Source organism: Salinicoccus sp. RF5, assembly GCF_020786625.1.
GTDB lineage: Bacteria > Bacillota > Bacilli > Staphylococcales > Salinicoccaceae > Salinicoccus.
In genome coordinates, this window is sequence record NZ_JAJGRC010000002.1 from 352,552 (window position 1) to 378,886 (window position 26,335).

The window sequence follows — 26,335 nt, forward strand, 5'->3', positions numbered from 1 at the left end:
AAAGGGGTCTGGCCAATGATTGAATTTCCGAAACCGACAGTGGAACAGTTTTTCACATCCTACAACATCAACAACTTTACTGTGAGCCCGGATGAGAAGCGCATCCTGTTCACGACGAACCTCAACGGAAAGGTGAATATATGGGCGATGGATACCCCCGAGACGTATCCATACCTGTTTGCACAGAAGGACCAGAATGCAAACTTCATCAAATATGATCCGCAAAATCGTTTTGTACTTTCAGGGTTCGATCATGATGGGGATGAGAATTTCCAGATCTACGCCATCGGCCCGGACGGCGGTGTACCTAAACCTCTGATTACAGGCGAACCGGATGAGAAGTACTTCTTCTCCAAACTGTCACAGGATGGACGGAAGGTCTATTATGTGACTTCTGAAGGCAATCCAAGCTTCCTGAATGCGAAAGTGTTTGATATAGAGACGGGTGAGGAGCGCCTGATCCATGAGGGTGAGGAGGCCCCGACATATTTGGCGGATGTGTCAGTTGGTGAAGATAACAGCGCCCATATGCAGGTGCGTGCGAACACCTATATCCTGGGATTCATCAGAACGAAGGACGGGACGGAGTACATCACCCCCGACCCGGAAGTAATCCACACGGTGGGGGATATGACATTCATAAAGGACGATGAAGTCTGGTTCAGCACGAACTATGAGAGTGAATACGATTACCTGGCAAAATACAATCTGTCGGAGAAGCAGTTTTCGAAAGTGATGGATTTCGGCGAGGAATCGGTGTCGGGCCTGCAGTTCAACCGGCATACGAACATGCTGTACATCACGACGGAGAAGGGTGTGGCAGATAAGCTGTACTACTATGATCTGAACCATGACATCTCCGATGAGATAAAGACGCCTTTTGATGCCATCAGGCAGCTTGCCGTGACGAAAAGCGGCAGTCTCTATGCGCTTGCCGGGAGTGCGACCGAGCCGTTCAACATATGGAAGTATCAGCTTGAGAAGTGGACCGTCCTTACAAAGAACCGGGTACTTGGGGTTACTTCGAAAGATATGGTGGAACCTGAAACCGTACGCTACAAGTCCTTTGACGATATGGAGATTGAAGCGCTGCTGTTCCGGGCAAAGGAGGAGAATCGGAATGGCTATACGATCTTCTGGCCGCACGGCGGGCCGCAGGCGGCCGAGCGCAAGTTCTACCGTGCCATGTTCCAGATGCTCCTGAACCGCGGCTACAACATATTCTGTCCGAACTTCAGGGGAAGTACGGGATATGGCGCTTCATTCGTGAAGCTCGTCGAGCAGGATTGGGGCGAAGGCCCACGGCTGGATAACGTGGAAGGCATCAAGTGGCTGTTCGATAATGGCATCTCGTCCCCCGAGAAGCTCTTCCTTGTCGGCGGCAGCTATGGCGGCTACATGGCACTGCTCCTTCACGGGAGGCATCCTGAGTACTTCAGGGCGGTCGTCGATATATTCGGCGTCTCCAACCTATTCACCTTCTACAATTCCGTGCCGGAGCACTGGAAGCCCATCATGACACGCTGGGTCGGTGATCCTGAGACGGACAGGGAGCGCTTCGAAAAAGATTCGCCGATCACCTATCTCAGTACAATGTCCAGGCCGATGCTCGTCATCCAGGGTGCAAAGGACCCCCGGGTCGTGAAAGAGGAATCGGACCAGATTGTAGAAGAGTTGAGGAATGCCGGCAGGGAGATCGACTATCTTGTCCTGGATGATGAGGGTCATGGTTTTTCGAAGAAGGAAAATGAAATCAACGTCTACAGGACCATGCTCGAGTTTCTTGAGAAGCATCAGTAAAGACGCCAGGTTCCGGGTATAGAAGAATAAAATGAATGGGATGGAGGAGATGCGCTGTGGGAGGAAGGAAAGATCGGAAAAAGGGCCCTCGTGAAGAGCCGCTTCATAGGAATGGGTACTGGTACGATTTCCTTTTTGAAATGTTCCTGAGTTCTATCGGTCTGATCTTCAGGCTTGTCAGAGGCATATTCAGTGCACTTTAGCAGATCTTTCATCGTGGGTTCAAAGGAAAGGTGAGGATGTATGCATATTGCGATAACCGTAGGGTCTGGAATACTGTTCCTGGTGCTTTTCGGCACCATGTTCGATAATTGGCTGGTCGGCATCATTGCTGGATTATTTTTCGCCATCACCAATTTCATCGTATTCAGACCGGATGGAAAGAAGAAGTAGACCTGACAGCAGGTCTATTTTTCACTTTAATTTATATGCATAAAGCGTTTATTTAGGGGAAGAATACTATAAGAGAGGATCAAGGAGGGGTAATGTGGTAAATGAGATGCCTGAAGATGCGGGGTTTGATCGGACATTGAGTGTATTGAAGGAAGGATACGAATTCATCATGAACAGAAGTGAATCCTTGAATTCGGATGTGTTCGAGACACGGATCATGGGGGAGAGGGCAATCTGTCTGACTGGCAGTGAAGCAGCGGAACTGTTCTATGATGATACCCGCTTCAGAAGAAGGGATGCTGCGCCCTCCCGGGTCGAAAAAACACTGTTTGGAGAAGGTGGCGTGCAGGGCCTTGATGGAGAGCAGCATAGAAACAGGAAAGCCATGATGATGTCCCTGATGGACAATGAAGCGATGGAAGAGATAGAAATGCTGGTCCACCATTATTGGCAGCAATATTTTGAAGAGGCGGGCAGCCTGGAGACGATCGAACTCTATGAAGCGGCCAAGCTTGTATTTCTTCAGGTTGCAGCCAAATGGACGGGCGTTCCTCTGGAAGATTCGGAGGCGGAGGAGCGCGCTGTACAGATTTCAGATCTGTTCGAATCCCCTGCGGCTCTGGGTATTCAGCACTGGAAAGGCAGACGGGCACGGTCTAAGGTGGAGAGCTGGATTGAGGGGTTGGTGGAGGATGTCAGGAACGATCAGCTAGAAATCGACCATGGCAAGGCACTTTATACATTCAGCTGGCACAGGGAAGAAAAAGGGGAGCTGTTGGATAAAGGGACTGTAGCGGTGGAAATCATCAACCTTCTGAGACCGATGACTGCAGTCAGTGTATGGGTTGCGATGATTGGCCTTGCGATGCATGAGTTCCCGGAGGAGAGGAACAAGCTTGAAGGCGCCGGTGAGGAACGCTTGGAGTGGTTCATCCAGGAAGTACGCAGGTACTATCCATTCTTCCCCTTTGCGGCAGCACGGACAGATGTGGACTTTGAATGGCAGGGGTATCATTTCGAGGAAGGCACTCTGACGCTGCTCGATCTCTATGGTACAAACCGTCACCCGACGGATTGGGTGCATCCGGGGACATTCATGCCGGAACGGTTTGAGGGCTGGCAGCAGACACCATTCAATTTCATTCCGCAAGGTGGAGGAGATTACGATTTCGGGCACCGATGTGCCGGTGAGTTCGTAACGATCGTCATGATGCGTGCAACGCTCGGTTTCCTCGTCAATAGAATGGAATATGATGTGCCGGAACAGGATTTCAATTTTGAATTCAATGATATTCCGGCAGTACCGAATGATAAGGTAAAAATAAACAATTTCAGATTCAAATGACCGGGACATAGGATCCTGGTCATTTATTTATTGACATTTATACCCTATGGGGGTATTATAGTTATAAGAAATCACAAGAAAGAACTTGAGGAAGTGATGGTAATGGGAGAACATCTCCACGAACATGCTGTAGTGCCACGTACGGATGAAGAGAAGGACAAGGTGATGAACCGGCTGAAGCGCATTGAAGGACAGGTGCGCGGTATACAGAAGATGGTGGATGAAGACCGCTATTGTGTAGATATCCTCGTTCAGATCAGTGCAATACAGTCGGCATTGAAGAATGTCGGCTATACAGTGACGGAGCGTCACATGAAACATTGTGTTACAGACGCCATCAACAAGGGCGAAGGCGAAGATTCCATCGAAGAGCTGATGGCGGTCCTCAAACAGTTTTCCAAATAGGAGGGAAAAGAAATGGCCGGCAATAAACAGGTCAACCTGAATATCACAGGCATGACATGCGCTGCATGTTCAAGCCGGATAGAGAAGGTTTTGAATAAAATGGACGACGTCGATGCTTCAGTCAATCTGACGACTGAAAAGGCGACGGTTGAATACGATAGTGAAAATGTCGATATCAGTGACATCACCGGCAAGATCGAGAAACTGGGTTATGGTGTCGAAATGGAAAAGGCTGAGTTCGATATCACGGGCATGACATGTGCATCCTGTTCGAACCGTATAGAGAAGGTGCTGAACAAGCAGGAAGGTGTCAAATCTGCCACAGTCAACCTGACGACGGAAAATGCAGTCATCGAGTACAATCCGAACATGCTGACGGATCGGGATCTGATTGCTCGTGTCGAAAAGCTTGGATATGGAGCGAAACCGAAGCAGAGTGCCGAGGACAGGGTGAATGCGAAAGATAAGCAGTTGAACCGTCTGAAGGTGAAGCTGATCATCTCGGCCCTCCTCTCACTCCCGCTCCTCGTGACGATGCTGGACCACCTGTTCGGCATACAGATGCCGGCAATCCTGATGAGCCCATGGTTCCAGCTGGCACTTGCTACGCCGGTACAGTTCATCATCGGCTGGCAGTTCTATGACGGCGCCTACAAGAACCTGCGAAACGGCAGTGCGAATATGGATGTACTGGTTGCGATGGGAACAAGTGCCGCATACTTCTACAGTGTATATGAGATGACCAGATGGATTGCTGACTCAAGTCATCATCCGCATCTGTACTTTGAAACGAGTGCGTTGATCATCACATTGATCCTGTTCGGTAAATATCTTGAACACCGCGCAAAGTCGAGGACGACGACAGCAATCTCCAAACTGCTCGATATGCAGGCCAAGCAGGCACGTGTAGTAAGGGACGGGGACGAGATGATGATACCTGTGGAAGATGTCATCGTCGGGGATCGCATCGTCGTCAAACCGGGCGAAAAGATTCCGGTCGATGGCACTGTCGTCAAAGGACGGACGGCCATCGACGAATCCATGATCACCGGCGAATCCATCCCGATTGAAAAAGAAGCAGAGAGTGCTGTGGTCGGCTCTACGCTGAATGTCAATGGCACGATAGAATTCGAGGCGACACGTGTCGGCAAGGATACAGCGCTCGCTTCCATCATAAAAGTCGTAGAGGAAGCACAGGGACAGAAAGCGCCGATCCAGCGTATGGCGGATATCATTTCCGGCTACTTTGTGCCGATTGTAGTCGGCATCGCCATCATCACTTTCCTGGCATGGTATTTCCTCGTCCAGCCGGGCAATATCGAACCGGCGCTTGTCGCTTCCATAGCGGTACTGGTCATCGCATGTCCATGTGCCCTTGGGCTCGCAACGCCAACGTCCATCATGGTGGGGACAGGGAAAGGTGCCGAGAGCGGCATCCTCTTCAAAGGTGGGGAACATCTTGAGAAGACCCATTCCCTGGACGTAGTGATTATGGACAAGACCGGTACAATCACCAAAGGCAAGCCTGAAGTGACCGACTTCACCGGGGATGCCGAGACGCTGAAGCTGCTTGCGACCGCCGAGAAGGGATCTGAGCATCCATTGGCGGAGGCAATCGTCGCCTACGCGGCAGAGCAGGACGTCGAATTTGGAGAAGTCGATGATTTCGAAGCGATACCGGGCCACGGTATCGAAGCTGTCATCGAAGGCAGGAAAGTACTTGTCGGTACACGCAAGCTGATGATGGACAATGATATGGATGAAGCGGCCATATCCAATGAAATGGAACAGTATGAGTATGATGGCAAGACCGCTATGATCGTTGCGGTCGATGGTGAAATCAAAGGCATTGTGGCTGTCATGGACACAGTGAAGGAAAGTGCTGCAGAAGCAATTGTCTCCCTCAAGGATGAAGGACTCGAAGTCATCATGCTGACCGGCGACAATACACGTACCGCCCAGGCGATCGCGCGCAGTGTCGGCATCGACAATGTCATTGCCGAAGTGCTGCCGGAAGAAAAAGCCGATAAGGTGAAAAGTGTACAGCAGGAAGGTAAAATTGTGGCGATGGTCGGTGACGGCGTCAATGATGCACCTGCCCTGGCTACTGCAGATATCGGCATCGCAATCGGTACCGGCACCGAAGTTGCCATTGAAGCGGCAGACATTACAATTCTCGGAGGAGAACTGACACTGATACCGAAGGCCATCCGGCTCAGCCACAAGACCATCCACAATATCAAGCAGAATCTGTTCTGGGCGTTCGCCTACAACAGTGCGGGGATTCCCATTGCAGCACTCGGCCTTCTGGCTCCATGGGTTGCAGGTGCGGCGATGGCATTCAGTTCGGTAAGTGTGGTGACGAATTCATTGAGGTTGAAGCGGGTAAAGATATAATATATGGATATAAATGATTAGGAGGAGATTTTGAATGGCTCAAAAGACGATTGAAGTAGAAGGCATGACATGCGGGCATTGCAAGAGTGCTGTAGAAGGGGCCCTTTCAGAACTGGAAGGTGTCAAATCCGCAGACGTGAACTTGGATGCAAATAATGTCAACGTTGAATATGATGAATCCAAAGTGACGGAATCATCCATGGCCGAAGCGATTGAAGATCAAGGTTATGACGTTAAACAATAAACGGGAAATACTGCCTGCTCCTGAAAGGGGCGGGCTATTTTTTTGCGGAGGATGTTGTATAACGGTTAAACATTTATGCTGATAAGTGGTAAACTGTAGTAAAGTCATTTACAGTAGGCATCATGAAATAATCAGAGTTCCATACTTAAGGAGGATAAATAATGATCATTGCGATCATTGTATTACTATTCGTCTCCCTGTTTTTCTCAGGGAGCGAAACCGCCCTGACGGCAGTGAATAAGATGAAACTGCAGTCGAGGGCGAACAATGGGGATGCGAGTGCCAAGCGGCTGCTCAGGCTGGTCTCCAGGCCGAGTGTGTTCATCACAACGATACTCATCGGCAATAACATAGCGAACATCTTATTACCGACACTGGTGACCACCATGGCACTTGATTACGGCATCAGCGTGGCAATCGCATCGGCTGTGCTCACAGTCACAATCATCGTGTTTGCAGAAGTCATTCCAAAGTCGATTGCTGCAACATTCCCTGAACCCATTGCGAAAACTGTAGCCCCAATCATCACCTTTTTCGTAGTCATCTTCAAGCCCGTTACAGTGGTTCTGAACTGGCTGACAGATGCGATAGCCAGAGTGCTCTCAAAAGGGGAGCTGGAAGGGGCAGGCACAGTCTCCAAGGATGAGCTCCGGACGATTGTGGATATCGCCGATTCCGAAGGGATGCTGGCGAAGGACGAATCCTACAGGATCAGAGGTGTCCTCGATTTCCGCAATCTGAATGTAAAGGATGTGCTGACCACTCCCAGGACGGAGATGGAAGCAATATCCTCCACTGCAGGATATGAGGAGGTCCGCGACCATGTAATCAATAATATGTTTACACGCTACCCGGTGTATGGAGAGGATATGGACGATATCATCGGGGTTTTCCACTCCAAATACCTGCTTCAATGGTCTGTGGATCCGGATAGGCCCCTCATGGATTTCTGTGATTCGGATCCATTGACAGTCCATGAGTTCCAGCCTGTCGAATATGTATTGAGGAAGATGACGAAGGAAAGACGCCATCTGGCAATCGTCATCGACGAGTTCGGTGGCACGGAAGGCATCCTGACGCACGAAGACATCATAGAATCCATGCTCGGATTTGAAATTGAGGATGAGACCGACCTCAGAAATGACGCGTTGGTCGAATCATTGACCGAAACGGAAATTGTATGTGATGGCAAGATTACACTGCACCGCCTGAATTCCATCTTCGATACCGACATTCCTGAAGAGGAAGATACACTTTCAGGTTTTCTACTGAAGGAGTTCAATGACTTCCCGATTGAAGGGGATACTTTGGAGGAAGTTGGCCTGAAATTCGAAGTCATTGTAATGGAAGATCAGATGATCAGAAAAGTGCATATCATCAAGCAGGAAGAATAAAAGAAGGCGGTCATACCATCATGGTATGACCGCCTTCTTTGCATAGATCACTCTTTCATCCGCAGCAGTCTGAGGCCGTTCAATGCAACAATGAGTGTGGCGCCGATATCCGACAGGATGGCGATCCATAGAGTCAGCCAGCCAGGGATGACGAGCAGGAGCGCGATGACTTTGATGATGATGGCAAAGGAGATGTTTGCCTTGATGATGTTCAATGTTCTCCTGCTCAATCCGATGGCAAACGGGAGATGGTGGATGCTGTTGCCCATCAGTGCCATATCTGCAGTTTCAAGCGCAGTATCGGTCCCTTTGCCCATGGCGACACCAACATTGGCGGTCGCGAGTGCCGGTGCATCATTGATGCCGTCTCCAACCATCGCTACGGTATGTTCCTTCTTCAGATCATCGATGGTAGCAAGCTTGTCTTCCGGCATAAGACCTGCGTATATCTTGTCGATGCCGAGCGTACGTGCAATTGTCCTGGCTGTGTTGCTGTTGTCCCCGGTCAGCATGGCTGTCTGGATACCGAGGTTATGAAGTCTTTCTATTGCTGGCTGGCTTGATTCCCTCAGTTCATCCATTACGGCAATACGGCCGATGATTTGGTCGTCCTCTGTAATGATCATGGCCGTCTTGCCGTTATCCTGATACTGTGCCGACAACGGTTCACCGTCAGGCTTTCTGATTTCGTAGAAGCGCTGTCCTATTTCCCCGGAAATACCTGTGCTTGTCACAGCTTTGAACCGGTTGACATCGATATCACTATAACGGATGCCTTCTGACTCTGCATACTTGATGACCGACTGGGCGATGGGATGCTCGGATTGGGATTCAAGTGCAGCTGCGATGGCGAGCACTTCTTGACGTGAACGGCCGGAGGCCGTTTCAAAATTGGTGACATGCGGCTCGCCCTTCGTCAATGTCCCTGTCTTATCGAAAGCCACCAGGCTGCTTTGGCCAATCTTCTCCAGATGCACGCCGCCCTTGATCAATACGCCCCTGTTTGCAGCGTTTCCAATGGCGGAGACGATCGCAATCGGAGTGGAGATGACGAGGGCGCACGGACATCCGACGACGAGTATCGCGAGACCCTGATAGATATAGGTCATCCATTCGGCACCGAAAAGGAGAGGAGGTATAACCGCAACCATCACCGCAATCATCATGATTGCCGGCGTATAGTATTTGGCGAACTGGTCGACGAACTGCTGGGCCGGGGCGCGCTTCTCCTGCGCCTCTTCCACAAGCTGGATGATTTTCGCAATGGTCGTATCTTCGACGTTCTTCGTCACTTCAATTTCCAGGTAGCCATTCTGGTTGAGCGTACCGGCATAGACTTCTTCGCCGCCGGACACTTCAACTGGAAGTGATTCGCCTGTAATGGCCGCCTGGTTAATGCTTGAATGTCCGGAGGAGATTACGCCGTCCATCGGTAATTTTTCACCTGGCCTGACGACGATTGTGTCCCCAATCTGTATATCTCCGACTTCAACTTCACGGATGCCGTCCTGTGTCTTCAATGAAGCGGTGTTCGGAGCGATTTCCATAAGGGACTGGATGGAGGTCCTGGCCCTTTCCATGGAATATCTCTCCAGTGCCTCGCTGACTGCAAACAGCACTACGACGACTGAGGCTTCCGGCCACTCCCCGATCAGGGCGGCGCCGATGATGGCGACGGTCATCAGTGTCTTCATGTCAAAACGCAGTCTTGTCAGGTTGTTCAAGCCGGTCCAGAACATTCTGTAGCCGCCGGTGACGACTGAGGCCAAAAAGAAGCCTGTGGTCACGGGGTTCTGTCCGCCATAGTAGATGACTAGGCTGAAACCGATGAACATCAATATGGCTGAGAGGATGACCAGGCGGTGTTTTTTGAGGAAGGACTGCCTTTCTGGTGCAGGACCGCTGGCATTCACGACTTTAAGCTGTTCAAAGGCGCCTGCCTTCTCAATATCTTCAACAGTGGCGGCGCCCTGGACGGTTATTTTCGAAGCCCCGAAATTGACTTGGGCATCCTCGACACCCTTTATCTCCTGGACATTCTTCTCGAAGGTGCGGGCGCAGTTTGCACAGGAGAATCCATCGATACGATAGGTTATCTTGTCATTCGCCATGATGGGTCAGCTCCTCCTGATGAAGGAAGGCCATACTGACAATCTGCCGGATATGGTCGTCGTCGAGACTGTAGTACACCATTTTTCCTTCTTTCCTTGATTTGATGATGCCCTGTCTATGCAGTGAACGCAGGTGATGGGAAGTTGTGGCGATGGTTGCATCGATGATGGTGGCGATATCGCATACACAGAGTGCCTCCTCCAGGCTCAGGGCCTTGACGATCCGTGTGCGGTTCACCTCACCGAGTGCCTTGAAGATGGCAGCCACTTTTCCCACGGCATCTGCATCCATACTTTCTTTCACCCGGGCAACCTTGTCGGCATCAACGCTTTCTATATCACATGTTTTTATTTCCATCGTATCCTCCTCATTCAAATGAGTATTTGATTATATTATATCTAATTCCTATTGTTATTCAAGCATGTATTTGAATGAAGTTTATGTGTTAAACTATGGATAAAACAGAAAAAGGAAGGGTTCCAATGAAAATAGCAACCATAGGTTCAGGTTTCATCGTAGATCGTTTCATGGAGGCGGCCAGGCAGGTCGACGGAATAGAAGTATACGGTGTGTATTCACGTACAGAGGAGCGGGCGAAGGCGTTCGCAGAGAAGCATGCGGTTCAGAACTATTTTACAGATGTCGAAGCAATGCTTGCAGACCAAGGTTATGACACGGTCTATATTGCTTCGCCGAACAGTCTCCACTATGCATATGCGAAAGCGGCCCTAGAAGCGGGCAAGCATATCATATGTGAGAAGCCGTTCACTTCCACCGTGGAGGAACTCGAATCCCTCATCGAATTGAGCAGGGATAAGGGACTATTCCTTTTTGAAGCCGTAACAGGCATCCATCTGCCGCACTTCAAGGCAATTGAGCAGGAACTGCATAAGGTGGGGGACCTTAAAATCATCCAGGCGAACTACTCCCAGTACTCGAGCCGCTATGACAAACTGAAAGCCGGGGAGGTCCCGAACGTATTTAATCTGGAATTCTCAGGCGGAGCGCTCGCCGATCTCAATATCTACAATCTGCATTTCGTCGTCCGGCTGCTTGGCCGGCCGGAAGCGGTCACCTATGTCCCGAACAAATTTGAAGGGGGCGTCGATACATCCGGTGTCTGCGTGCTGCAGTATGGGAACAGTGTTGCCACATGCATCGGATCGAAGGATACAAAAAGCGAGAACAGTATCCTCCTCCAAGGGGACGCGGGATACATAAAAGTCAATGGTTCCGCCAATATCATCGACTCGGTCGAAGTGGTGGCCAATGGAGAGGAAGAATTGATCGATCTCGGACAGAATCCGAACAACATGGTTGCGGAGCTTGAAGATTTCGAAACGATGTATAGATCTAGGGACCACGGGGCGGCAGAAGCATGGCTTGAACACTCGGTGTCTGTGATGGAAACCTTCGAAAAGGCAAGGGAAAGTGCAGGCATCATCTATCCGGCCGACAGTAAGTGAGTCAGATCAGACTTTGAAGCAGTTGCTCCCTTATTCCGGAATCATAATACAAAATCTCCCGCCAAATTTCTGGCGGGAGATTTCTTTGTCTATGGCAGCACATGGCCGGCAGCCTTATAGATGCGGTACCATTCTTCCCGGGACAATGTGATATCCCCGGCTTTTGCGATGTCCTCGAGCCTTGATGTATTCGTTGTTCCGATGATGGTCTGCATATTGGCAGGGTGCCTGAGTATCCAGGCGACAGCGACTGCATTTTTGGTCAGTCTGTGGGAGTGGCCGATGTCTTCCAATACATCATTGAGCGTTCTGTATTTCGGGTCGTCCATGATGATGCCTTCAAAATAACCGTAATGGAAGGGCGACCATGCCTGCAGCGTAACGTCATTCAGACGGGAATGTTCAAGCAGCCCGCCGTCACGGTCTCCGGCACCTTCAAACGGTGTATTGGCCTGCATCCGGCTGTTGATCATATGTGGTGCACCAACCCCGAACTGAACCTGATTTGTAACGAGCTTATGGTCCGTATGCTTCTGCACGAAGTCGAACTGTGTGGTGTGGAAATTGCTGAGTCCAAAGTGCCTGACTTTACCGCTGTCATGCAGCCGGTCGAAGGCTTCTGCAATTTCTCCAGGCTCCATCAGTGCATCCGGCCGATGCAGCATCAGAAGGTCCAGGTAATCTGTACCGAGCCGTTCAAGAATGCCGTCGACGGAATCAAGGATATAATCTTTTGACAGGTCGTAGTATTGGTCTTCTTTTCTGTTGCTGTCTCCAGTGTGGCGGATGCCGCACTTGCTCTGGAGCAGTATATCCTCCCGACTCACTTCCGAAGTGAGCACTTTACTGAACTTGCGTTCGCATTCGCCGTCACCATAAATGTCAGCGTGGTCGAACAGGTTGATGCCGAGCTCGATCGCCCTGTTGATGTGCTTTGCAAGTGCACGGTCCTCCATATCGGCGATGCGCATGCATCCCAGTACGATTCTGGAAGCTTCGAGTGATGAGCCGCCAAGTTTAATCTTTTCCATTTACTATCACCTCGGATACATTCTACCATATGCGCTGGATGGTTAAATACGCATATATCTCCGCCTGGATCCAGTTCCCTTTCATTTTTGAATAGATGGGTGTATACCGGGTAAATATATGTTGAATACATCAAATAGCAAGGAGGATGGTTATGAGTAGAATGCAGTATGGCAGTGACTACAAGAAAATACCTGCGTATTCGATGGGAAGCGGCAGTGAGATGGAAGTGCTCCCGGACCTGTTCACCTATACGAATAAGATTGTGAATGTGCACATGGTCGGACATCCGCATGAAAAGCAGTTTGTGTTGGTGGATGCAGGACTTCCTGATTCCGCAGATGAAATCATAAAAGTGGTTGAAAAGCGCTTTGGAGAAGGTGCAAAGCCTGAAGCGATTGTTCTGACGCATGGACACTTCGACCACGTCGGTTCCATCATAGAACTGATCGAGAAATGGAATGTCCCCGTCTACGCCCATAAGATGGAACTGCCTTATCTCACAGGCCAGAAGCCCTATCCTGACCCGGACCCTACCGTTGAAGGCGGGATGATGGCGAAGACGGCACCGATGTTCCCGAAAGAGCCGATCGACCTTGCCAGGAATGTCTACGCGCTGCCGGCAGATGGTACTGTGCCGCACATGCCAAGTTTCGAGTGGATCCATACACCGGGCCATACCGATGGTCATGTATCCTTCTACCGTCAATCTGATGGTGCACTGATTGTCGGTGATGCGTTTGTGACCGTCCAGCAGGATTCCCTCTATAAGGTGATGGTCCAGAAGAAGGAGATCCAGGGGCCTCCGGTCTACTTCACGACAGATTGGGAAGCGGCCCGGGCGTCGGTGGAAAAATTGAAGTCCATCGAGCCGTATACGGCGGTGTTCGGACATGGGAAATCGCTCCAGGGTGAAGAGCTGCGTGAGGGGCTGCAGCATCTTGCCGCGAACTTTGATGACATTGCCATGCCTTCCCATGGCAGATACGTGGATGACGAAAAATAGAATATAGGTTTCAAGGCGTGCCGATATGCTCTATAATAGGGATAAAAAATCGAGGTAACCATATGAAGGTCTCTCAAATCCTATTGGGATTTTTAATCGCATCGGCACGCTTTTTATATAAAGAGGACAAAGATATCACCACTACATACTACACACACGAGTCGGAGCATGTGCCCTATGCCTTTGATGGGTATAAGATCATCCAGGTCTCGGATTTCCACAATGCCTGGTTCGGCTGGCGCTCCTCCAAACTGATCAGGAAGATCAGGAAAATTGACGGGGATGTGATATTCGTCACCGGGGACATCATCGACAGGCGTACACCGAACTTCCGCCGCTCCATGAATCTGGTCAGGCAACTGGTGGATATTCTGCCTACATATTATGTGACCGGCAACCACGAGGCGCATTATAGAAGATTCGATGAGCTGGAGCAGGCGATTGAAGCGTCGGGAATGCAGAACATCAGCAGACGAAACGACCGCCTCTACATCGGCAATGAGTATATCCGGCTGATCGGCATGGAAGACCTATGGTTCTATGGAGAAGATGGGGATCATCAGGTTAAGGAGGACTTTGAGAGGGATCTCGAACACCGCCTTGAAGGAAAGGGCGACCGCTTTACGATTGTACTCTCCCACCGCCCCGAACTGCTTGATGTATACGGCAAATATCCGGTGGACCTTGTATTCACAGGGCATGCGCATGGCGGTCAGATACGGCTGCCGGTCGTCAAAGGACTGTACGCCCCCCACCAGGGCGTCCTGCCGAAATATACCGAAGGGGTCCATGAGAAGAGCGGCACGCACATGGTCGTCAGCCGGGGGCTCGGCAACAGCCGGTTCCCATTCCGCGTATTCAACCATCCTGAAATCGTCGTGATGGAACTGAAAAGGAAGTAGGGGAGGACAATGGATAATCTGCTTGCATACAGTACAGTGGTGCTCGTGTTGGCCATGCTGCCGGGAGCGGACATGATGATCATCATGAAGAATACGCTGAACTATAACAGCAACGCCGGGAGAGTGACCATCCTTGGCATCATTCTCGGACATCTGTTCTGGACATTCATCGCAGTCATCGGACTGGCGGTCGTCATCGCAAATTCAATCCTTTTATTCAGCACAATAAAGTACATTGGAGCAGCCTACCTTGTCTACATAGGCATCAAGAGCTTCACAGCCGGTCAACTCGTTTCGATGAATGAACTGAAGGATGGGGGCGGTAGGGTGAAGGGGCATATGAAGGCATCCTTCAGGCAGGGACTCATCAGCAACATCTTCAATCCGAAAGTTCTGCTGCTCTATATCACCATCATGCCGCAGTTCATGACAGTTGGCGGAAGCATCGGGGAAAATCAGCAGCTGATCATACTCGCCGGCATACTGATTGGGATTTCTACAGTCTGGTTCCTCGTGGTCGTCGAACTTGTGAACATAATGAAGAGATGGCTCAAGAGCAGAACTTTCCAGAACTGGCTGTCGAAAGGCGCCGGAGTAGTCCTGATCCTATTCGGCATCAGGACGGCACTCGAGGCTTAGATATGGAAGAGCGACTGCAAGTTGGGGCTCCAATCCACAGTCGCAACGGAACGACTGCAAGTTGACCATCCAACTTCCATACCATTCAATACAAGAAAGAACACGGACGGCACATGCGCCATCCGTGTTCTTACTCTGTTCCAATCAATCATAGAAGATCATATCGATGGTGTCCGCTTCTGTAATGGACTCCGTCTTCTGCAGGTATTGTTCCATCTTGCCGAAATCAACTTCTGCACCGATGCCCGGTTCCCTATTGACTTCGACGACGCCGTCTTCAGCGACGACTTCCGGCGTGATGATATCTTCATACCAATACCGGCTGGATGAAGCGGTATCACCAGGCAGTGTGAAATTGCCGAGCGTTGTGATGGCGATGTTGTGCAGGCGTCCAACGCCTGCTTCGAGCATGCCGCCACACCATAGCGGGATGTCATGCTGCGCTGCCAGGTCGTGAATCTTTTTGGATTGGGTGATGCCGCCGACACGGCCGACTTTCACATTGATGATCCGGCAGCTCCCGAGTTCTATGGCACTGCGTGCTGCTTCATAGGAATCGATACTTTCATCGAGGCATATCGGCGTCTTGATTTCCTTCTGCAGTTTGGCATGATCGACAATATCTCCGGCAGCGAGGGGCTGTTCGATCATCATCAGGTTGAATTCATCGAGTGCCTTAAGCGTCTCCATATCATCGAGCGTATAGGCGGAGTTCGCATCCACCATGAGGGGGATATCGCCGAATCTCTCCCTGATTTTACGGACCATTTCCACGTCGCGTCCGGGTTTGATCTTCACCTTGATACGCTTGTACCCTTCGTCGACCTTCTCCTTCATTTTCTCGAGGAGCAGTTCATCCGTATCCTCTAGACCTAAGGAAACGCCGACGTCGACCTTCTCCTTTTTGCCTCCAATGGCTTCGGCAAGCGTCATGTTATTCTGTTTGGCGTAGAGGTCCCAGACGGCCCCTTCAATTGCCGATTTGGCCATGTTGTTCCGCTTGAATGGTTTAAAATTTTCCCAGACGTCATCCGGATGGTTGATTTCTTCATGGATGACGATTGGTGCGAAATACTTCTTAATCGCAATGATGGATGCGTCCATGAACTCCTCGGAATAGAGCGGGTCCTCCCCGGAGACGCATTCTCCAAAACCGGAGCGGCCGGTGTCATCTATCGCTTCAACGATTGTAATGTGACGATCCTGCTGTGTACCGAAGCTTGTCGTGAACGGTGTCTTCATCTTCATCAGGAGCTGGTGCAGTTTGATTTCTTTAATATTCATTGTTCTTCCTCCTATACTGGACCCCAGTTTATTGCTACAAGTACAATTATATAGATAATGCCGAGGACATACCAGATAAGTACAAGCGGTAGGGCGAACCTGAACCATTTTGTATATGGAACGCCTGCGATGGCAAGGTTTGCCATCAGGACGCCGGACAACGGTGTGATGATGTTGGTGAAGCCGTCACCCATCGTATAGGCCTGTACGGCAATCTGGCGCGGGAAGTCCATGATGTCTGCAAGCGGAGCCATGATCGGCATGACGATGGCGGCCTGGCCGCTGCCGGAAGTGACGATCAGGTTGAACAGGCCGTTGGCGATGAACATCATGATCGCCCCCATTGTGCTTGAGAAGGGATCCATGATGATGGCCATGAAATTGACGATACTGTCCAGGATCATGCCCTGCTCGAGCAGCACTACGATGGAACGGGCCATCCCAATGATGAGGGCGCCGTAGAGAACGGTATTCGCCCCTTCGATGAAAGTGGATATCATTTCATTCACATGGATTCTGCCGATGAGTGCCGTGGCCACCATGATGACGAGGAAGACGGCAGACATTTCACCAAGGCTCCAATCTGCCACGAAAACTCCCGTAACATAGGCCCCAATGCCTCCAGCCAATGCGAGAAGAACGAGAATGTGCTTCAGTTTCATATCCTGTTGGCCGAGACCTTCCGCCTCAGGTGGGTCTTTCGGGAAAGGGTTGTCCTTCAGTATGCCACGTTCAGGATCCTTTTTGATGCGGTTGGCATACCAGATGACATAGGCCATCGTTGCTGCAAGCGTGATAAGGTACATGACGACACGTTCTGGCGCGCCGGAGAAGAGTGGGATTTCGGCGATCTCCTGGGCAAAACCGATTGTGAGCGGATCGAGGATGGCTACACCGAATCCGACATAGGCCCCGAGATATATGATCGAGACCCCGATGATCGCATCCATCTTCATCGAGCGGGCAAGGATGATGCCAAGTGGGATGAAGGCTATGACAGCATTAACGATGATGCCGAGTGTGCCGAATATGGAGAACACGATCATGACGAGCGCGATGAGCAGCCATTCCTTATTCTTTGTGATGCGGATGATCTTAGTGACCAGTGCATCAATGGTACCGGTTTGTTCGATGACGGCGAATACACCGCCGATGATGAGAACGAGGAAGATCAGGTTCGCTGTACTGACGAGTCCCTCGACGATTGCGCTGAAGATATCGAGGAATCCGGCGGGGTTTGACTCGATGATGCTGTAGGTGCCTGGAATGATGACGTCGATGCCTTCTGCAGACTGTTCGGTTTCAAAGGTTCCTGCTGGAATTATGTATGTAGCTGCTGCTGCCAGCACGAGGAAGAAGAAAAGTATCGCGTAGGCATCCGGGAGGCGGAATCCTCTCTTTTCGCGTTTTCCATCCTTTTCTTCAGTCGAATCATTGTTGCTCATAATCAAATACCCCCCTTGTTTGAATTTTCAAGTAATTTATAATGTATTATAAGGAAGAGTGAATGATTATTCAATGGTTTGTATGAAAGGAGATAAAAACGTGATTGAAGAAAAAATGAAAGAAGTTTTCGAACATATGCATGCGCACCCTGAACTGAGCTATGAGGAGACGGAGACGACGGCGTACATATACGACTACCTGGAGGATGCTGGATTCAGCCCTGTCAAATTCAGCAATACGACAGGGCTCTATTGCGATGTCGGGAATTTTGATGAAGGCAACCCAATCATCGGCATCCGGGCGGATATAGATGCACTGTTCCAGGAAGTGGATGGCGTCAAGCAGGCCAATCATTCCTGTGGCCATGATGCGCACACTTCGATGGTCATCGGTACGATGCTGAAAATAAAGGATGACCCTGCGCTTGAATCGAGAGGCGTGCGCTTTATCTTTCAGCCGGCGGAAGAGGTCGGGACGGGTGCGCTGTCCGTTGTGGACGAAGGGGTCGTGGATGACCTGGACTACTTTTTCGGCATCCATTTGAGACCGATAGAGGAGGCCGTCAATGGATTTGCCGCACCGAGCATCGAGCATGGTGCTGCCGGGTCGGTTGAATTCAAGATCGTCGGTGAGGATGCACATGGTGCGAGGCCGCACCTGAATCATAATGCCATCGAGGTCGGTACGGATATCGTCAATATGCTCTCCAAAATACACATCAATCCTGTCGTCCCCTCCTCGGTCAAGATGACGCGCTTCCTCGCCGGAGGCAAGTCGCTGAACATCATACCGGGGAGTGCTGAATGCGGGATTGATATGCGTGCGCAGACAAACGAGCAGATGGAGAAGCTGAAAGAGCGCGTCTTCACCATTTTGAGGAATATAGAGGAAATATATGATGTGAAGATCGAAGATATGGAGTTCTCCGGCATTGTTGCGAGCGAGAGTCACCAGGACGCAATTGATGTACTCCGCAACTCGATAGTGGACGTGCTTGGAGAGGAGAAGTGCCTTGAGCCGATCATTACAAGTGGCGGGGATGATTTCCACTACTATACTGTCAAGATGCCGGAATTGAAAGGTGCCATGCTCGGGCTCGGCTGTGATCTGAAGCCGGGGCTCCATCACCCGAATATGACGTTCGAACATTCTGCGCTGTCAAACGGGGCGGAGATACTGTATCAGGCGATACTGAATGTGAAATGATCCGTGGAAAGAGGGGATGGCATGATGAGGGGGATTGTTTTATTGATGATTCTCGTCCTTGGAGCATGCAGCAATGAAGCGTCGAGTAATGGTCCCGATACGGGGGAAGGGGAAACATTGGCAAAGAACCTTGAGACGCCGTGGATGATCGAGAAGGCCGAAGAAGGATTCTATGTTTCCGAAAGGGGAGGTAGCCTGAAGCTGGTGAGTGATGGTGAAGTGACTGCTCAGTCCCTTGAACTCGACCGGGAAACCAACGCTTCAGGAGAAGGGGGCCTGCTCGGGTTCATCGTGCACCCGAACGACCCCCAGGCCGCTTTCCTCTATCATACATATTTGGATGGTGGAGAGAAGAATCGGGTCGTCGAGATGAAGCGGGAGGGCTCTGCATGGTCGGAATCCCAAGTCATAGTTGAAGATATCCCCGGAGGGACTATCCACAATGGCGGCAGAATGGATATCGGACCGGATGGTCACCTCTACATCACTACCGGTGATGCCGGTAATGGGGAGTACAGCCAGGACACAAACAGTCTGGCTGGGAAGATATTGAAGGTTGCCCTAGATGGTTCGATTCCGGAGGACAATCCTTTTGATAATGAAGTGTTCAGCTACGGCCATCGTAACCCGCAGGGGCTGGCATGGGATGAAAACGGCACCCTCTATGCTACAGAACATGGACCAAGCGGACATGATGAAATCAATGTCATCAAGCCGGGTGCCAATTATGGATGGCCGGTGATTGAAGGCGATGAAGAAGAAGCGGGGATGGAGACTCCGTTGTATCATACAGGATCTGATACATGGGCGCCCTCGGGCATTGCCTATGACGGTGAGACGCTTTATATCGCAGCACTTAGGGGCAGTGAGGTCATCGCCTTTGACCTGTCATCTAATTCCGCTTCCGCCTTCTATGATGAAGGCAGCCGGATGCGGGATGTAATTGTAGAAGACGGTCGGCTGTACACCATCACCAATAACACCGATGGGCGGGGGGACCCATCAGAGGATGATGACCGGCTGCTTGAGCTGAAAATGGAATAGCTGAAGCCACGAAAAAAGGTCCTGACCATGGTCAGGACCCTTTTTTGTGGTTAAATGCTCTTATCCGCTTCGCCTGTTTCGTCGACGATGCCAAATGCATCTTCTTCCAGTTTACGGTTGTAGAGGAAGAGGATGATGATGGCCGCGATGCCTGCAGTCACAAAGTTCAAGAGGGCAAGCAGTGCAGCGACGCCGAGGTTCTTCGTATATGCCTTGAAGAGGCCCAGGAAGGCGATGGATTCCATCAGTACATAGCTGATTGCGATGTCACCGATGGACAGCCCCATGATATAGATGACGATGCCGACGATGGCGAACACGAGACCTATTGTCTTGGGGTTGAATTGGCCACGCTCCGTTATATGGCCATCATACATCTGTCCACCAAGGTAGAATGTACCGAAGGGTACGAAGCCCAGTAATGGGATGTCGAGATTCTTCTTCTCTGCGACGCGGAACAGGAAATACCCCTGAAGCAGCCACTTGACGATGCCAAGCAGGAAAAAGAAGATTGCCAGCAATATGCCGATGATGGCGAGGCCTGCAAAAAGACCGAAAATTTCCATACGTAATCACATCCTTCAGTGAAATTATACCATATACCGATATCGGTATAAAAGAAAAGCAGGCCATGGGCCTGCTTTATTTATCTGCCATATCTCCGGTAGTTTCTGGCGTTTATCTTTTCGGCACTACGGTATGCATCAATGACGGCATACAGCCATACGATTGGCAGGAACACGTAGCCGATAAGGATTATAGTCAGGGCTCCGTTGATCACCTGCAACAGGATGATGAAGACACCTTTTAGGATCTGCCCATTATAGATCTGGCCGAGACCGTTGATCAGGGCGCTCAATACTGCTGCAACACCTGAACTTTTTTGTGACGGCATATATTCACTCCTCAATTATTCTTAACTTTTATTATTTACCCGTTATTCCTTGTCCCTAAACTTATGCTCACGTTCTCTGCCGCCCGGCATCCTGAACGGCCACCAGTTGCCGCGGCCGAATGTGATTACGAAGGCCGGCACGAGAAGAGGCAGTACGATGAAGGCATAGAATAGCAGGGCGAAGATGATGATGCTTGCGACCTGGATCAGAATGATCATGCCGGATGGCAGCAGCGCGGCAAACGTACCGGACAGGATGATGACTGCAGTGATGACGACACCACCCATGCGTCTGATGGACTGTTCAATGGCATCGCGTATACTGCGTCCGGTCAGTTCCTCCCTGAACCGGTCTATGATGAATATGGAGTAGTCGATGCCGAGTGCCGCGAATATGATCAGACTGAAGAATGGCACAGCCCAGTTCAATTCACCGTAGCCGAAGAAGCCGAGCAGCCATTGTGTGATGGTGACGGAGGCGAAATAGGTGATGAATATGGAACTGATCATTGAAATCGGCAGGATCAGGGATCTGAAGATGATGGCAAGGATGACGAACAGTGTCAGTATGAATATCGTTACGACACGATTGTAGTCATCATTGGAAATCTGGTTCAGGTCCCGGTTCATGCTTGTTACACCCGAGAAGTAGGATTCTGTGGATTCCCGGTCGAGACGCTGAAGTTCCCCGTCGACCGTCTCTTCAATCTCATTCAGTGTCGCCATGGCTTCATGGCTGTATGGGTCATCAGCCAGAATGACGTTCATGATCAATGCTTCATTATCGCCGAATGCATACTGATCGGCAGCATCCTGGATGTCATCGTTGTCTATGAAGGACTGCGGCACGTGTATGCCGGTCTGGTCGACGGCTTCGTTTTCGCTGATCTCACCAAGTAGGGTGGACACTTCTTCGAGTCCATCCTGAATCTCATCGATGCCTTCGGCGGAATCGCGCAATCCATTGGAGAGCTCCGTCAGCTGCTCGTTGGCGGCTGTCTGCTGCTCATTCATCTGTGTATTGGCGGCTGCGACTTCCCCGGAAAGGGTGGTCAACCCTTCCTGAACTTGTGACAGCTGCTGGGCAGCGCCTTCAACATCTCCGGTCTGTGTCATGTACTCGGTGATCTGGCCGATATTGCCGTTGATTTCATCGATGCCGGATTCGAGTTCGGAAAGGTCTCCCCCTCCCATGTCATTATTGGCAAGGCTGTCGCTCGCATCAGTCAGTCCTTCTGATATGTCACTCAGCCCGTCCTGCATATCAGCAATGCCTTCATTGGCCTGTTCAAGCTGATTGCGGACACCAAGATCTTCAATCTCTTCACCTGCTGGGCGTGTGATGGTCTGCACTTCCTGTACACCTTCGAGGCTTGAGACTGTGGAAGACACGGCATCAAGTCTTGAGAGGCTTTCCTGGGTCAGCAGATCATCACCGTTCGAGACGATGACCCGGACAGGGAAGAGCTGGCCTTCATCGAAGTTCTCACTGACGACGTTGGTGGCATGTACTGCAGAGTAATCATTGTCCAGTTCCTCGATGGAATCGAAGTTCACTTCGTCATCATAGAAGAGCGCGACTGCTATCAGGATGGCGAAGATGGAGAAGATGATGCGTGTCGGGTATTTCAATGAGAAGATGCCGAGCGGCGTCCATAGCCTGCTTTCCTTGAATTCCGTCTTCTTGATGTTCGGCCAGAATATGTACTTGCCGAGCAGGTGCATGAGGGCGGGAAGCAGGGTGAAGAGCGACAGCAGCAGGAAGACGACACCAAGTGCCACGCCGACTGCCGAGCGGTATATCTCGAAGTTTGCAAAGTAGAGTACACCGAATACGATCGCACCGGAAAGGCCGCTGATGAAGACCGTCTTGCCGCCGGTGGAGAAGGTGCGGATGATGGCATCGTACTTGTCGTGATGCTCGAGCTCCTCCTTGAAGCGGTTGAGCAGCAGTATACAGTAGTCGGTCCCGATGCCGAACAGGATGACGATCAGGAAACTCTGGGTCTGTGGCGAGATCGGAAACCCGAACCATTCCACAAACCAGGCAACGAACGACTGCCCGATCAGATAGGCCACACCGACTACCGCTACAGGTATGAAAGGTGTGACGATGGAGCGGAACATGAGCAGCAGTACTGCTACGACGATGATCACAGTAAACATTTCAGTGGACTGGATGCCTTCCATGGCATCCTGCTCCACCGTATTCTGGATCAGTTCATTGGAAGTCATGGAAGTGTCGGCTTCGGTCGGATTCATCTCCTCGATGAAATCTGCGACACCACCGATGTCGTTGACCGGACCGACATAGTCCATTGGAATCATGATTACGCCATTCCCATCGTTGATGAAGTTTTCCTGCACATCATCTTCAAAATCGAATGGGTTGATGACATTTTCGACACCTTCCACCGATTCTATCTCATCGATGTATGAAACGATGTCGGATTCATGTGGCATGACCTCGCCATCGAACTCCAGTACAAGCGACATTGTTTCCTTGTCCTGATCGTATTCTTCAAGGAACTGCCGTGCCTGTTCACTTGGAGAATCATCGGACAGCTGGACGTCCCCCTTCTCTGCAGCCAACTGGGTAAGGTTTGGAGCAAGGATATAGGTCGTTACGGCAAAGATCAGCATCAATGCTGTAATCGGCCATTTGAACTTAAGAATGTGTTTCATCGTCTATACCTCCAGGTATGTATTTCAATATTGTAAGTGTGGCATCGTGCAGTGTGCGTGCTTCTTCCTGGGACAGCTCCCCGACATCTTCACTGATCTTTTCAAGGATGTTGTCCATGAACTCCTCGAGCAGTTCCTCGGCCTCCCGGGTCATATAGATCAGTTTGGAGCGCCGATCATTCGTAAGTTCATTCTGTTTGACCGTCACCAGGTTCTTCTGTTCAAGTTTTTTGACTGTATGGGTGACGGCACTCCTCTGCACATTCATCTCCGAGGCAAGCGCAGAGGGTGTTGCATGGCCTTTGAGGTAGATGTATTTGATGATGTCCATCTGGGTCTTCGAAATATGCATGCGCGCAACGGAATCCGTCACGTCACTGAAGACCTTCGTATAGCCATAGCCATATATATCCCTCAAGTTATGTACGATGTCATTTTCCCTTTTCATATTATCGATCCCCGCCTGATTGTTGAGCATGCTCAACTAATTGAAACATTCCATATTCTATCACGCCGGAAGAGTGGGGTCAAAAGATAACCTGTGACAGTTTTGTAAATGATGCAGCATGGACAAATGGCAACAAAAAACCCCTCCTGAGTAGGAGGGGAGTACTTGATGCTATCTGTCCCAGACCCTGTGGCCTTTGACCGCTTCGAGGAAGCCGTCGAGGTTCTTTTCAATGTCTGCGACACCTTTGTCGTCCTTTGTGAAGGAGAGCATATCGAATATGTCGCCGGAATCAATGCCGTATCCGATCGCCTTTTTATGCTTATATGCGATTTCCAGGTTTTCGATGACCGGTGCAGGCGGCTGTTCTTCACCCTTCAATATGATCATTGAGTCGAAGAGCACACAATGGACGGTATCAAATGTCTCATCCAGAGTGATATCGCCGATCTTATATATCTTATCGGATATGAAAGTCACCTGCAGACCCTGTCCTTCGAGCTTGGACTTCGTTTCTTTCAGTGTCTGTTCAGCGACATCCGGCGTCAACATGACACCAACTGTACGGGTTTCCAGGGAGAAATTGGTGTTCTCCATGCTGAGGGCAGGGGAGCGTTTGGTATACGTGGATTCCTCCACTTCAGGCGGTGCTTCCACACCAACCTTATCAGCGACATACTCCGTCATATCGCGGTCGATCTTGTTCAGCAGTTTGTATATGGCGTTCTCCCGGATTGCCATATCGCATTTGCCCAATTCAAAGCTGAAGGCATCATATATATGCTGCCTTTCAGTCTCAGACATGGAATTCAGGAAGAGTTTCGCCTGGCTGAAGTGGTCTTTGAAGCTGTCGCTTCTGGCACGGACTTTCCTGCCTTCGACCTTCTCGCTGTAGTGTTCGTATCCACCATTTTCCGGAGCCAGAGGTTCTGGCTGATTATTGTTCATCGTATTATTGGAGTAGGATGTTTTGCCTTTATGGATATACATCTGGTTGTAGCCGTCACGTTGGTTGTTGGCGAATGGACACACTGGGCGGTTGATTGGAATCTGATGGAAGTTCGGACCGCCGAGACGGATCAGCTGGGTATCCGTATAGGAGAATAGTCTGCCCTGGAGCAACGGATCATTGGTGAAGTCGATGCCGGGAACGACGTGTCCAGGGTGGAACGCAACCTGCTCAGTCTCTGCGAAGTAGTTGTCCACGTTCTGGTTCAATGTCAGCTTACCGACGATCTGTACAGGCACTTCCTCTTCAGGCCACAGCTTGGTCGGGTCCAAGATGTCGAATTCCATTTCGAATTCGTCTTCTTCAGGGATGACCTGCAGCCCCAACTCGAATTCTGCTGGAATGCCATTCTCGATATTCTGCCACAGTTCCATGCGGTTGAAGTCTATGTTCTTGCCGTTGATCATCTGGGCCTCATCCCAGAGTACCTGGTGGGTACCGAATTTCGGCTTCCAGTGGAATTTGACGAAATGGCTCTTGCCTTCTGCATTGACCAGTCTGAACGTATGGACACCGAAACCTTCCATCATGGCTAGGCTTCTTGGAATGGCGCGGTCACTCATCAGCCACATGACCATATGGGCACTTTCGGTATTCTCCGATACCCAGTCCCAGAAGGTGTTGTGGGCGGAAGCCGCCTGTGGGATTTCATTATGTGGTTCAGGCTTTACGGCATGGACGAAGTCGGGGAACTTGATTGCGTCCTGCATGAAGAATACCGGCATGTTGTTGGCCACGAGGTCGAAGTTGCCTTCTTCAGTATAGAATTTCGTCGCGAAGCCACGTACATCACGCGGGATATCCATGGAACCGCGGTTACCGGCCACAGTGGAGAACCGGGTGAACACAGGAGTCTTCTTGCCGGGCTCGGTGAGGAACTTGGCCCGCGTGTATTTTTCCAATGATTCATACACCTCAAACTCACCATGTACCGCAAATCCACGTGCATGGACGATACGCTCGGGAATCCGCTCATGGTCGAAGTGGGTCATCTTTTCACGGAAATGGAAGTCCTCCATCAGTGTGGGGCCGCGTTCACCGGCCTTGAGAGAAAACTCATCTTCGCTCACAGGTAACCCCTGGTTCGTGGTCAAAGGCGCTTCTTTTGTATTGTCAATCGTGTCCCTTTGATTCAGTTCATCTTTTTTCCTGGACATTAAAAATCCCTCCTGAATATTTTAGGCTC

At 50.6% G+C, this 26,335-nt stretch carries 23 protein-coding genes; 13 read left to right on the forward strand and 10 right to left on the reverse strand.

All coding sequences use genetic code 11. The features are described 5' to 3' along the window. Positions 1–15 precede the first annotated feature (15 nt). The 7 genes from LLU09_RS08615 (at position 16) to LLU09_RS08645 (ending at position 7,978) form a co-directional block, all read left to right on the forward strand. Positions 16–1,800 carry a S9 family peptidase gene (locus LLU09_RS08615; RefSeq protein ID WP_228311384.1) on the forward strand — a complete coding sequence of 595 codons (1,785 nt, stop codon included), beginning with the start codon at positions 16–18 and terminating at the stop codon, positions 1,798–1,800. 243 nt (positions 1,801–2,043) lie between these two features. Beyond that, on the forward strand, positions 2,044–2,193 hold the full coding sequence (locus tag LLU09_RS08620) for a hypothetical protein (RefSeq protein WP_228311385.1): 150 nt from the start codon (positions 2,044–2,046) through the stop codon (positions 2,191–2,193). A 94-nt stretch (positions 2,194–2,287) separates the two neighbouring features. Continuing rightward, positions 2,288–3,538 carry a cytochrome P450 gene (locus LLU09_RS08625; protein WP_228311386.1) on the forward strand — a complete coding sequence of 417 codons (1,251 nt, stop codon included), beginning with the start codon at positions 2,288–2,290 and terminating at the stop codon, positions 3,536–3,538. A gap of 102 nt (positions 3,539–3,640) precedes the next feature. Further along, complete coding sequence (locus tag LLU09_RS08630; RefSeq protein WP_124010735.1) at positions 3,641–3,943, forward strand: metal-sensing transcriptional repressor; 303 nt, start codon at positions 3,641–3,643, stop codon at positions 3,941–3,943. Between the two features lie 12 nt (positions 3,944–3,955). Beyond that, positions 3,956–6,340: a heavy metal translocating P-type ATPase gene (locus tag LLU09_RS08635; RefSeq protein ID WP_228311387.1), complete on the forward strand. Its 2,385-nt coding sequence runs from the start codon at positions 3,956–3,958 to the stop codon at positions 6,338–6,340. 34 nt (positions 6,341–6,374) lie between these two features. Next, complete coding sequence (copZ, locus tag LLU09_RS08640; protein ID WP_228311388.1) at positions 6,375–6,584, forward strand: copper chaperone CopZ; 210 nt, start codon at positions 6,375–6,377, stop codon at positions 6,582–6,584. 161 nt (positions 6,585–6,745) lie between these two features. Continuing rightward, positions 6,746–7,978 carry a hemolysin family protein gene (locus LLU09_RS08645; protein ID WP_228311389.1) on the forward strand — a complete coding sequence of 411 codons (1,233 nt, stop codon included), beginning with the start codon at positions 6,746–6,748 and terminating at the stop codon, positions 7,976–7,978. A gap of 47 nt (positions 7,979–8,025) precedes the next feature. Here the strand turns inward: LLU09_RS08645 and LLU09_RS08650 are convergent, their stop codons facing one another. Then, entirely contained in the window at positions 8,026–10,089 is a 2,064-nt protein-coding gene (locus tag LLU09_RS08650) for a heavy metal translocating P-type ATPase (protein ID WP_228311390.1), read from the reverse strand. Next, positions 10,079–10,447, reverse strand: a complete 369-nt coding sequence (locus LLU09_RS08655; RefSeq protein ID WP_228311391.1) for an ArsR/SmtB family transcription factor — start codon at positions 10,445–10,447, stop codon at positions 10,079–10,081. The genes LLU09_RS08650 and LLU09_RS08655 overlap by 11 nt, the downstream gene beginning before the upstream one ends. Before the next feature lie 125 nt (positions 10,448–10,572). Between LLU09_RS08655 and LLU09_RS08660 the strand changes: the two genes are divergently transcribed. Beyond that, positions 10,573–11,556 carry a Gfo/Idh/MocA family protein gene (locus LLU09_RS08660; protein ID WP_228311392.1) on the forward strand — a complete coding sequence of 328 codons (984 nt, stop codon included), beginning with the start codon at positions 10,573–10,575 and terminating at the stop codon, positions 11,554–11,556. Positions 11,557–11,645: 89 nt separating this feature from the next. Here LLU09_RS08660 and LLU09_RS08665 read toward each other — a convergent pair whose 3' ends face one another. Further along, on the reverse strand, positions 11,646–12,587 hold the full coding sequence (locus LLU09_RS08665; protein WP_228311393.1) for an aldo/keto reductase: 942 nt from the start codon (positions 12,585–12,587) through the stop codon (positions 11,646–11,648). Between the two features lie 161 nt (positions 12,588–12,748). On the opposite strand from LLU09_RS08665, the gene LLU09_RS08670 reads away from it, so the two are divergent. From LLU09_RS08670 to LLU09_RS08680, 3 genes are all read left to right on the forward strand, one after another. Then, on the forward strand, positions 12,749–13,591 hold the full coding sequence (locus tag LLU09_RS08670) for an MBL fold metallo-hydrolase (protein WP_228311485.1): 843 nt from the start codon (positions 12,749–12,751) through the stop codon (positions 13,589–13,591). 83 nt (positions 13,592–13,674) lie between these two features. Further along, positions 13,675–14,493, forward strand: coding sequence for a metallophosphoesterase (locus LLU09_RS08675; protein ID WP_228311394.1), 819 nt, complete (start codon positions 13,675–13,677; stop codon positions 14,491–14,493). 9 nt (positions 14,494–14,502) lie between these two features. Then, positions 14,503–15,132 (forward strand): LysE family translocator, encoded by a 630-nt coding sequence (locus LLU09_RS08680; RefSeq protein ID WP_228311395.1) that lies wholly within the window; start codon positions 14,503–14,505, stop codon positions 15,130–15,132. A 144-nt stretch (positions 15,133–15,276) separates the two neighbouring features. Here the strand turns inward: LLU09_RS08680 and menC are convergent, their stop codons facing one another. After that, positions 15,277–16,416: an o-succinylbenzoate synthase gene (gene menC, locus LLU09_RS08685; protein ID WP_228311396.1), complete on the reverse strand. Its 1,140-nt coding sequence runs from the start codon at positions 16,414–16,416 to the stop codon at positions 15,277–15,279. Positions 16,417–16,427: 11 nt separating this feature from the next. Further along, complete coding sequence (locus tag LLU09_RS08690; protein WP_228311397.1) at positions 16,428–17,861, reverse strand: YfcC family protein; 1,434 nt, start codon at positions 17,859–17,861, stop codon at positions 16,428–16,430. Positions 17,862–17,961: 100 nt separating this feature from the next. Between LLU09_RS08690 and LLU09_RS08695 the strand changes: the two genes are divergently transcribed. Then, a complete protein-coding gene (locus LLU09_RS08695; RefSeq protein ID WP_228311398.1) occupies positions 17,962–19,068 on the forward strand; it encodes an amidohydrolase in 1,107 nt (368 codons plus the stop codon). Positions 19,069–19,113: 45 nt separating this feature from the next. Then, a complete protein-coding gene (locus LLU09_RS08700) occupies positions 19,114–20,112 on the forward strand; it encodes a PQQ-dependent sugar dehydrogenase (protein ID WP_228311486.1) in 999 nt (332 codons plus the stop codon). A gap of 50 nt (positions 20,113–20,162) precedes the next feature. Here LLU09_RS08700 and LLU09_RS08705 read toward each other — a convergent pair whose 3' ends face one another. The 5 genes from LLU09_RS08705 to LLU09_RS08725 all read right to left on the reverse strand — a co-directional run bounded on the left by LLU09_RS08705 (position 20,163) and on the right by LLU09_RS08725 (position 26,306). Next, on the reverse strand, positions 20,163–20,678 hold the full coding sequence (locus LLU09_RS08705; protein WP_124010723.1) for a hypothetical protein: 516 nt from the start codon (positions 20,676–20,678) through the stop codon (positions 20,163–20,165). An 80-nt stretch (positions 20,679–20,758) separates the two neighbouring features. Beyond that, positions 20,759–21,007 carry a DUF5683 domain-containing protein gene (locus tag LLU09_RS08710; RefSeq protein ID WP_040106005.1) on the reverse strand — a complete coding sequence of 83 codons (249 nt, stop codon included), beginning with the start codon at positions 21,005–21,007 and terminating at the stop codon, positions 20,759–20,761. 42 nt (positions 21,008–21,049) lie between these two features. After that, positions 21,050–23,692, reverse strand: a complete 2,643-nt coding sequence (locus LLU09_RS08715; protein ID WP_228311399.1) for an MMPL family transporter — start codon at positions 23,690–23,692, stop codon at positions 21,050–21,052. Further along, positions 23,676–24,170: a MarR family winged helix-turn-helix transcriptional regulator gene (locus LLU09_RS08720; RefSeq protein ID WP_228311400.1), complete on the reverse strand. Its 495-nt coding sequence runs from the start codon at positions 24,168–24,170 to the stop codon at positions 23,676–23,678. The genes LLU09_RS08715 and LLU09_RS08720 overlap by 17 nt, the downstream gene beginning before the upstream one ends. A gap of 141 nt (positions 24,171–24,311) precedes the next feature. Beyond that, the gene (locus tag LLU09_RS08725) at positions 24,312–26,306 is read right to left on the reverse strand and encodes a catalase (RefSeq protein WP_228311401.1); all 1,995 of its coding nucleotides are present in this window, start codon (positions 26,304–26,306) and stop codon (positions 24,312–24,314) included. Between the last annotated feature and the right edge of the window lie 29 nt (positions 26,307–26,335).

Excerpts from the sequence above, each read along its gene's own strand:
- LLU09_RS08680 (WP_228311395.1), top strand. The coding sequence starts at position 14,503 with ATGGATAATCTGCTTGCATACAGTACAGTGGTGCTCGTGTTGGCCATG.
- LLU09_RS08705 (WP_124010723.1), bottom strand. The coding sequence starts at position 20,678 with ATGGAAATTTTCGGTCTTTTTGCAGGCCTCGCCATCATCGGCATATTG.
- copZ (WP_228311388.1), top strand. The coding sequence starts at position 6,375 with ATGGCTCAAAAGACGATTGAAGTAGAAGGCATGACATGCGGGCATTGC.
- LLU09_RS08635 (WP_228311387.1), top strand. The coding sequence starts at position 3,956 with ATGGCCGGCAATAAACAGGTCAACCTGAATATCACAGGCATGACATGC.
- LLU09_RS08645 (WP_228311389.1), top strand. The coding sequence starts at position 6,746 with ATGATCATTGCGATCATTGTATTACTATTCGTCTCCCTGTTTTTCTCA.
- LLU09_RS08650 (WP_228311390.1), bottom strand. The coding sequence starts at position 10,089 with ATGGCGAATGACAAGATAACCTATCGTATCGATGGATTCTCCTGTGCA.
- LLU09_RS08655 (WP_228311391.1), bottom strand. The coding sequence starts at position 10,447 with ATGGAAATAAAAACATGTGATATAGAAAGCGTTGATGCCGACAAGGTT.
- LLU09_RS08715 (WP_228311399.1), bottom strand. The coding sequence starts at position 23,692 with ATGAAACACATTCTTAAGTTCAAATGGCCGATTACAGCATTGATGCTG.
- LLU09_RS08620 (WP_228311385.1), top strand. The coding sequence starts at position 2,044 with ATGCATATTGCGATAACCGTAGGGTCTGGAATACTGTTCCTGGTGCTT.
- LLU09_RS08710 (WP_040106005.1), bottom strand. The coding sequence starts at position 21,007 with ATGCCGTCACAAAAAAGTTCAGGTGTTGCAGCAGTATTGAGCGCCCTG.
- LLU09_RS08615 (WP_228311384.1), top strand. The coding sequence starts at position 16 with ATGATTGAATTTCCGAAACCGACAGTGGAACAGTTTTTCACATCCTAC.
- menC (WP_228311396.1), bottom strand. The coding sequence starts at position 16,416 with ATGAATATTAAAGAAATCAAACTGCACCAGCTCCTGATGAAGATGAAG.
- LLU09_RS08720 (WP_228311400.1), bottom strand. The coding sequence starts at position 24,170 with ATGCTCAACAATCAGGCGGGGATCGATAATATGAAAAGGGAAAATGAC.
- LLU09_RS08630 (WP_124010735.1), top strand. The coding sequence starts at position 3,641 with ATGGGAGAACATCTCCACGAACATGCTGTAGTGCCACGTACGGATGAA.
- LLU09_RS08700 (WP_228311486.1), top strand. The coding sequence starts at position 19,114 with ATGATTCTCGTCCTTGGAGCATGCAGCAATGAAGCGTCGAGTAATGGT.
- LLU09_RS08670 (WP_228311485.1), top strand. The coding sequence starts at position 12,749 with ATGCAGTATGGCAGTGACTACAAGAAAATACCTGCGTATTCGATGGGA.
- LLU09_RS08725 (WP_228311401.1), bottom strand. The coding sequence starts at position 26,306 with ATGTCCAGGAAAAAAGATGAACTGAATCAAAGGGACACGATTGACAAT.
- LLU09_RS08690 (WP_228311397.1), bottom strand. The coding sequence starts at position 17,861 with ATGAGCAACAATGATTCGACTGAAGAAAAGGATGGAAAACGCGAAAAG.
- LLU09_RS08665 (WP_228311393.1), bottom strand. The coding sequence starts at position 12,587 with ATGGAAAAGATTAAACTTGGCGGCTCATCACTCGAAGCTTCCAGAATC.
- LLU09_RS08660 (WP_228311392.1), top strand. The coding sequence starts at position 10,573 with ATGAAAATAGCAACCATAGGTTCAGGTTTCATCGTAGATCGTTTCATG.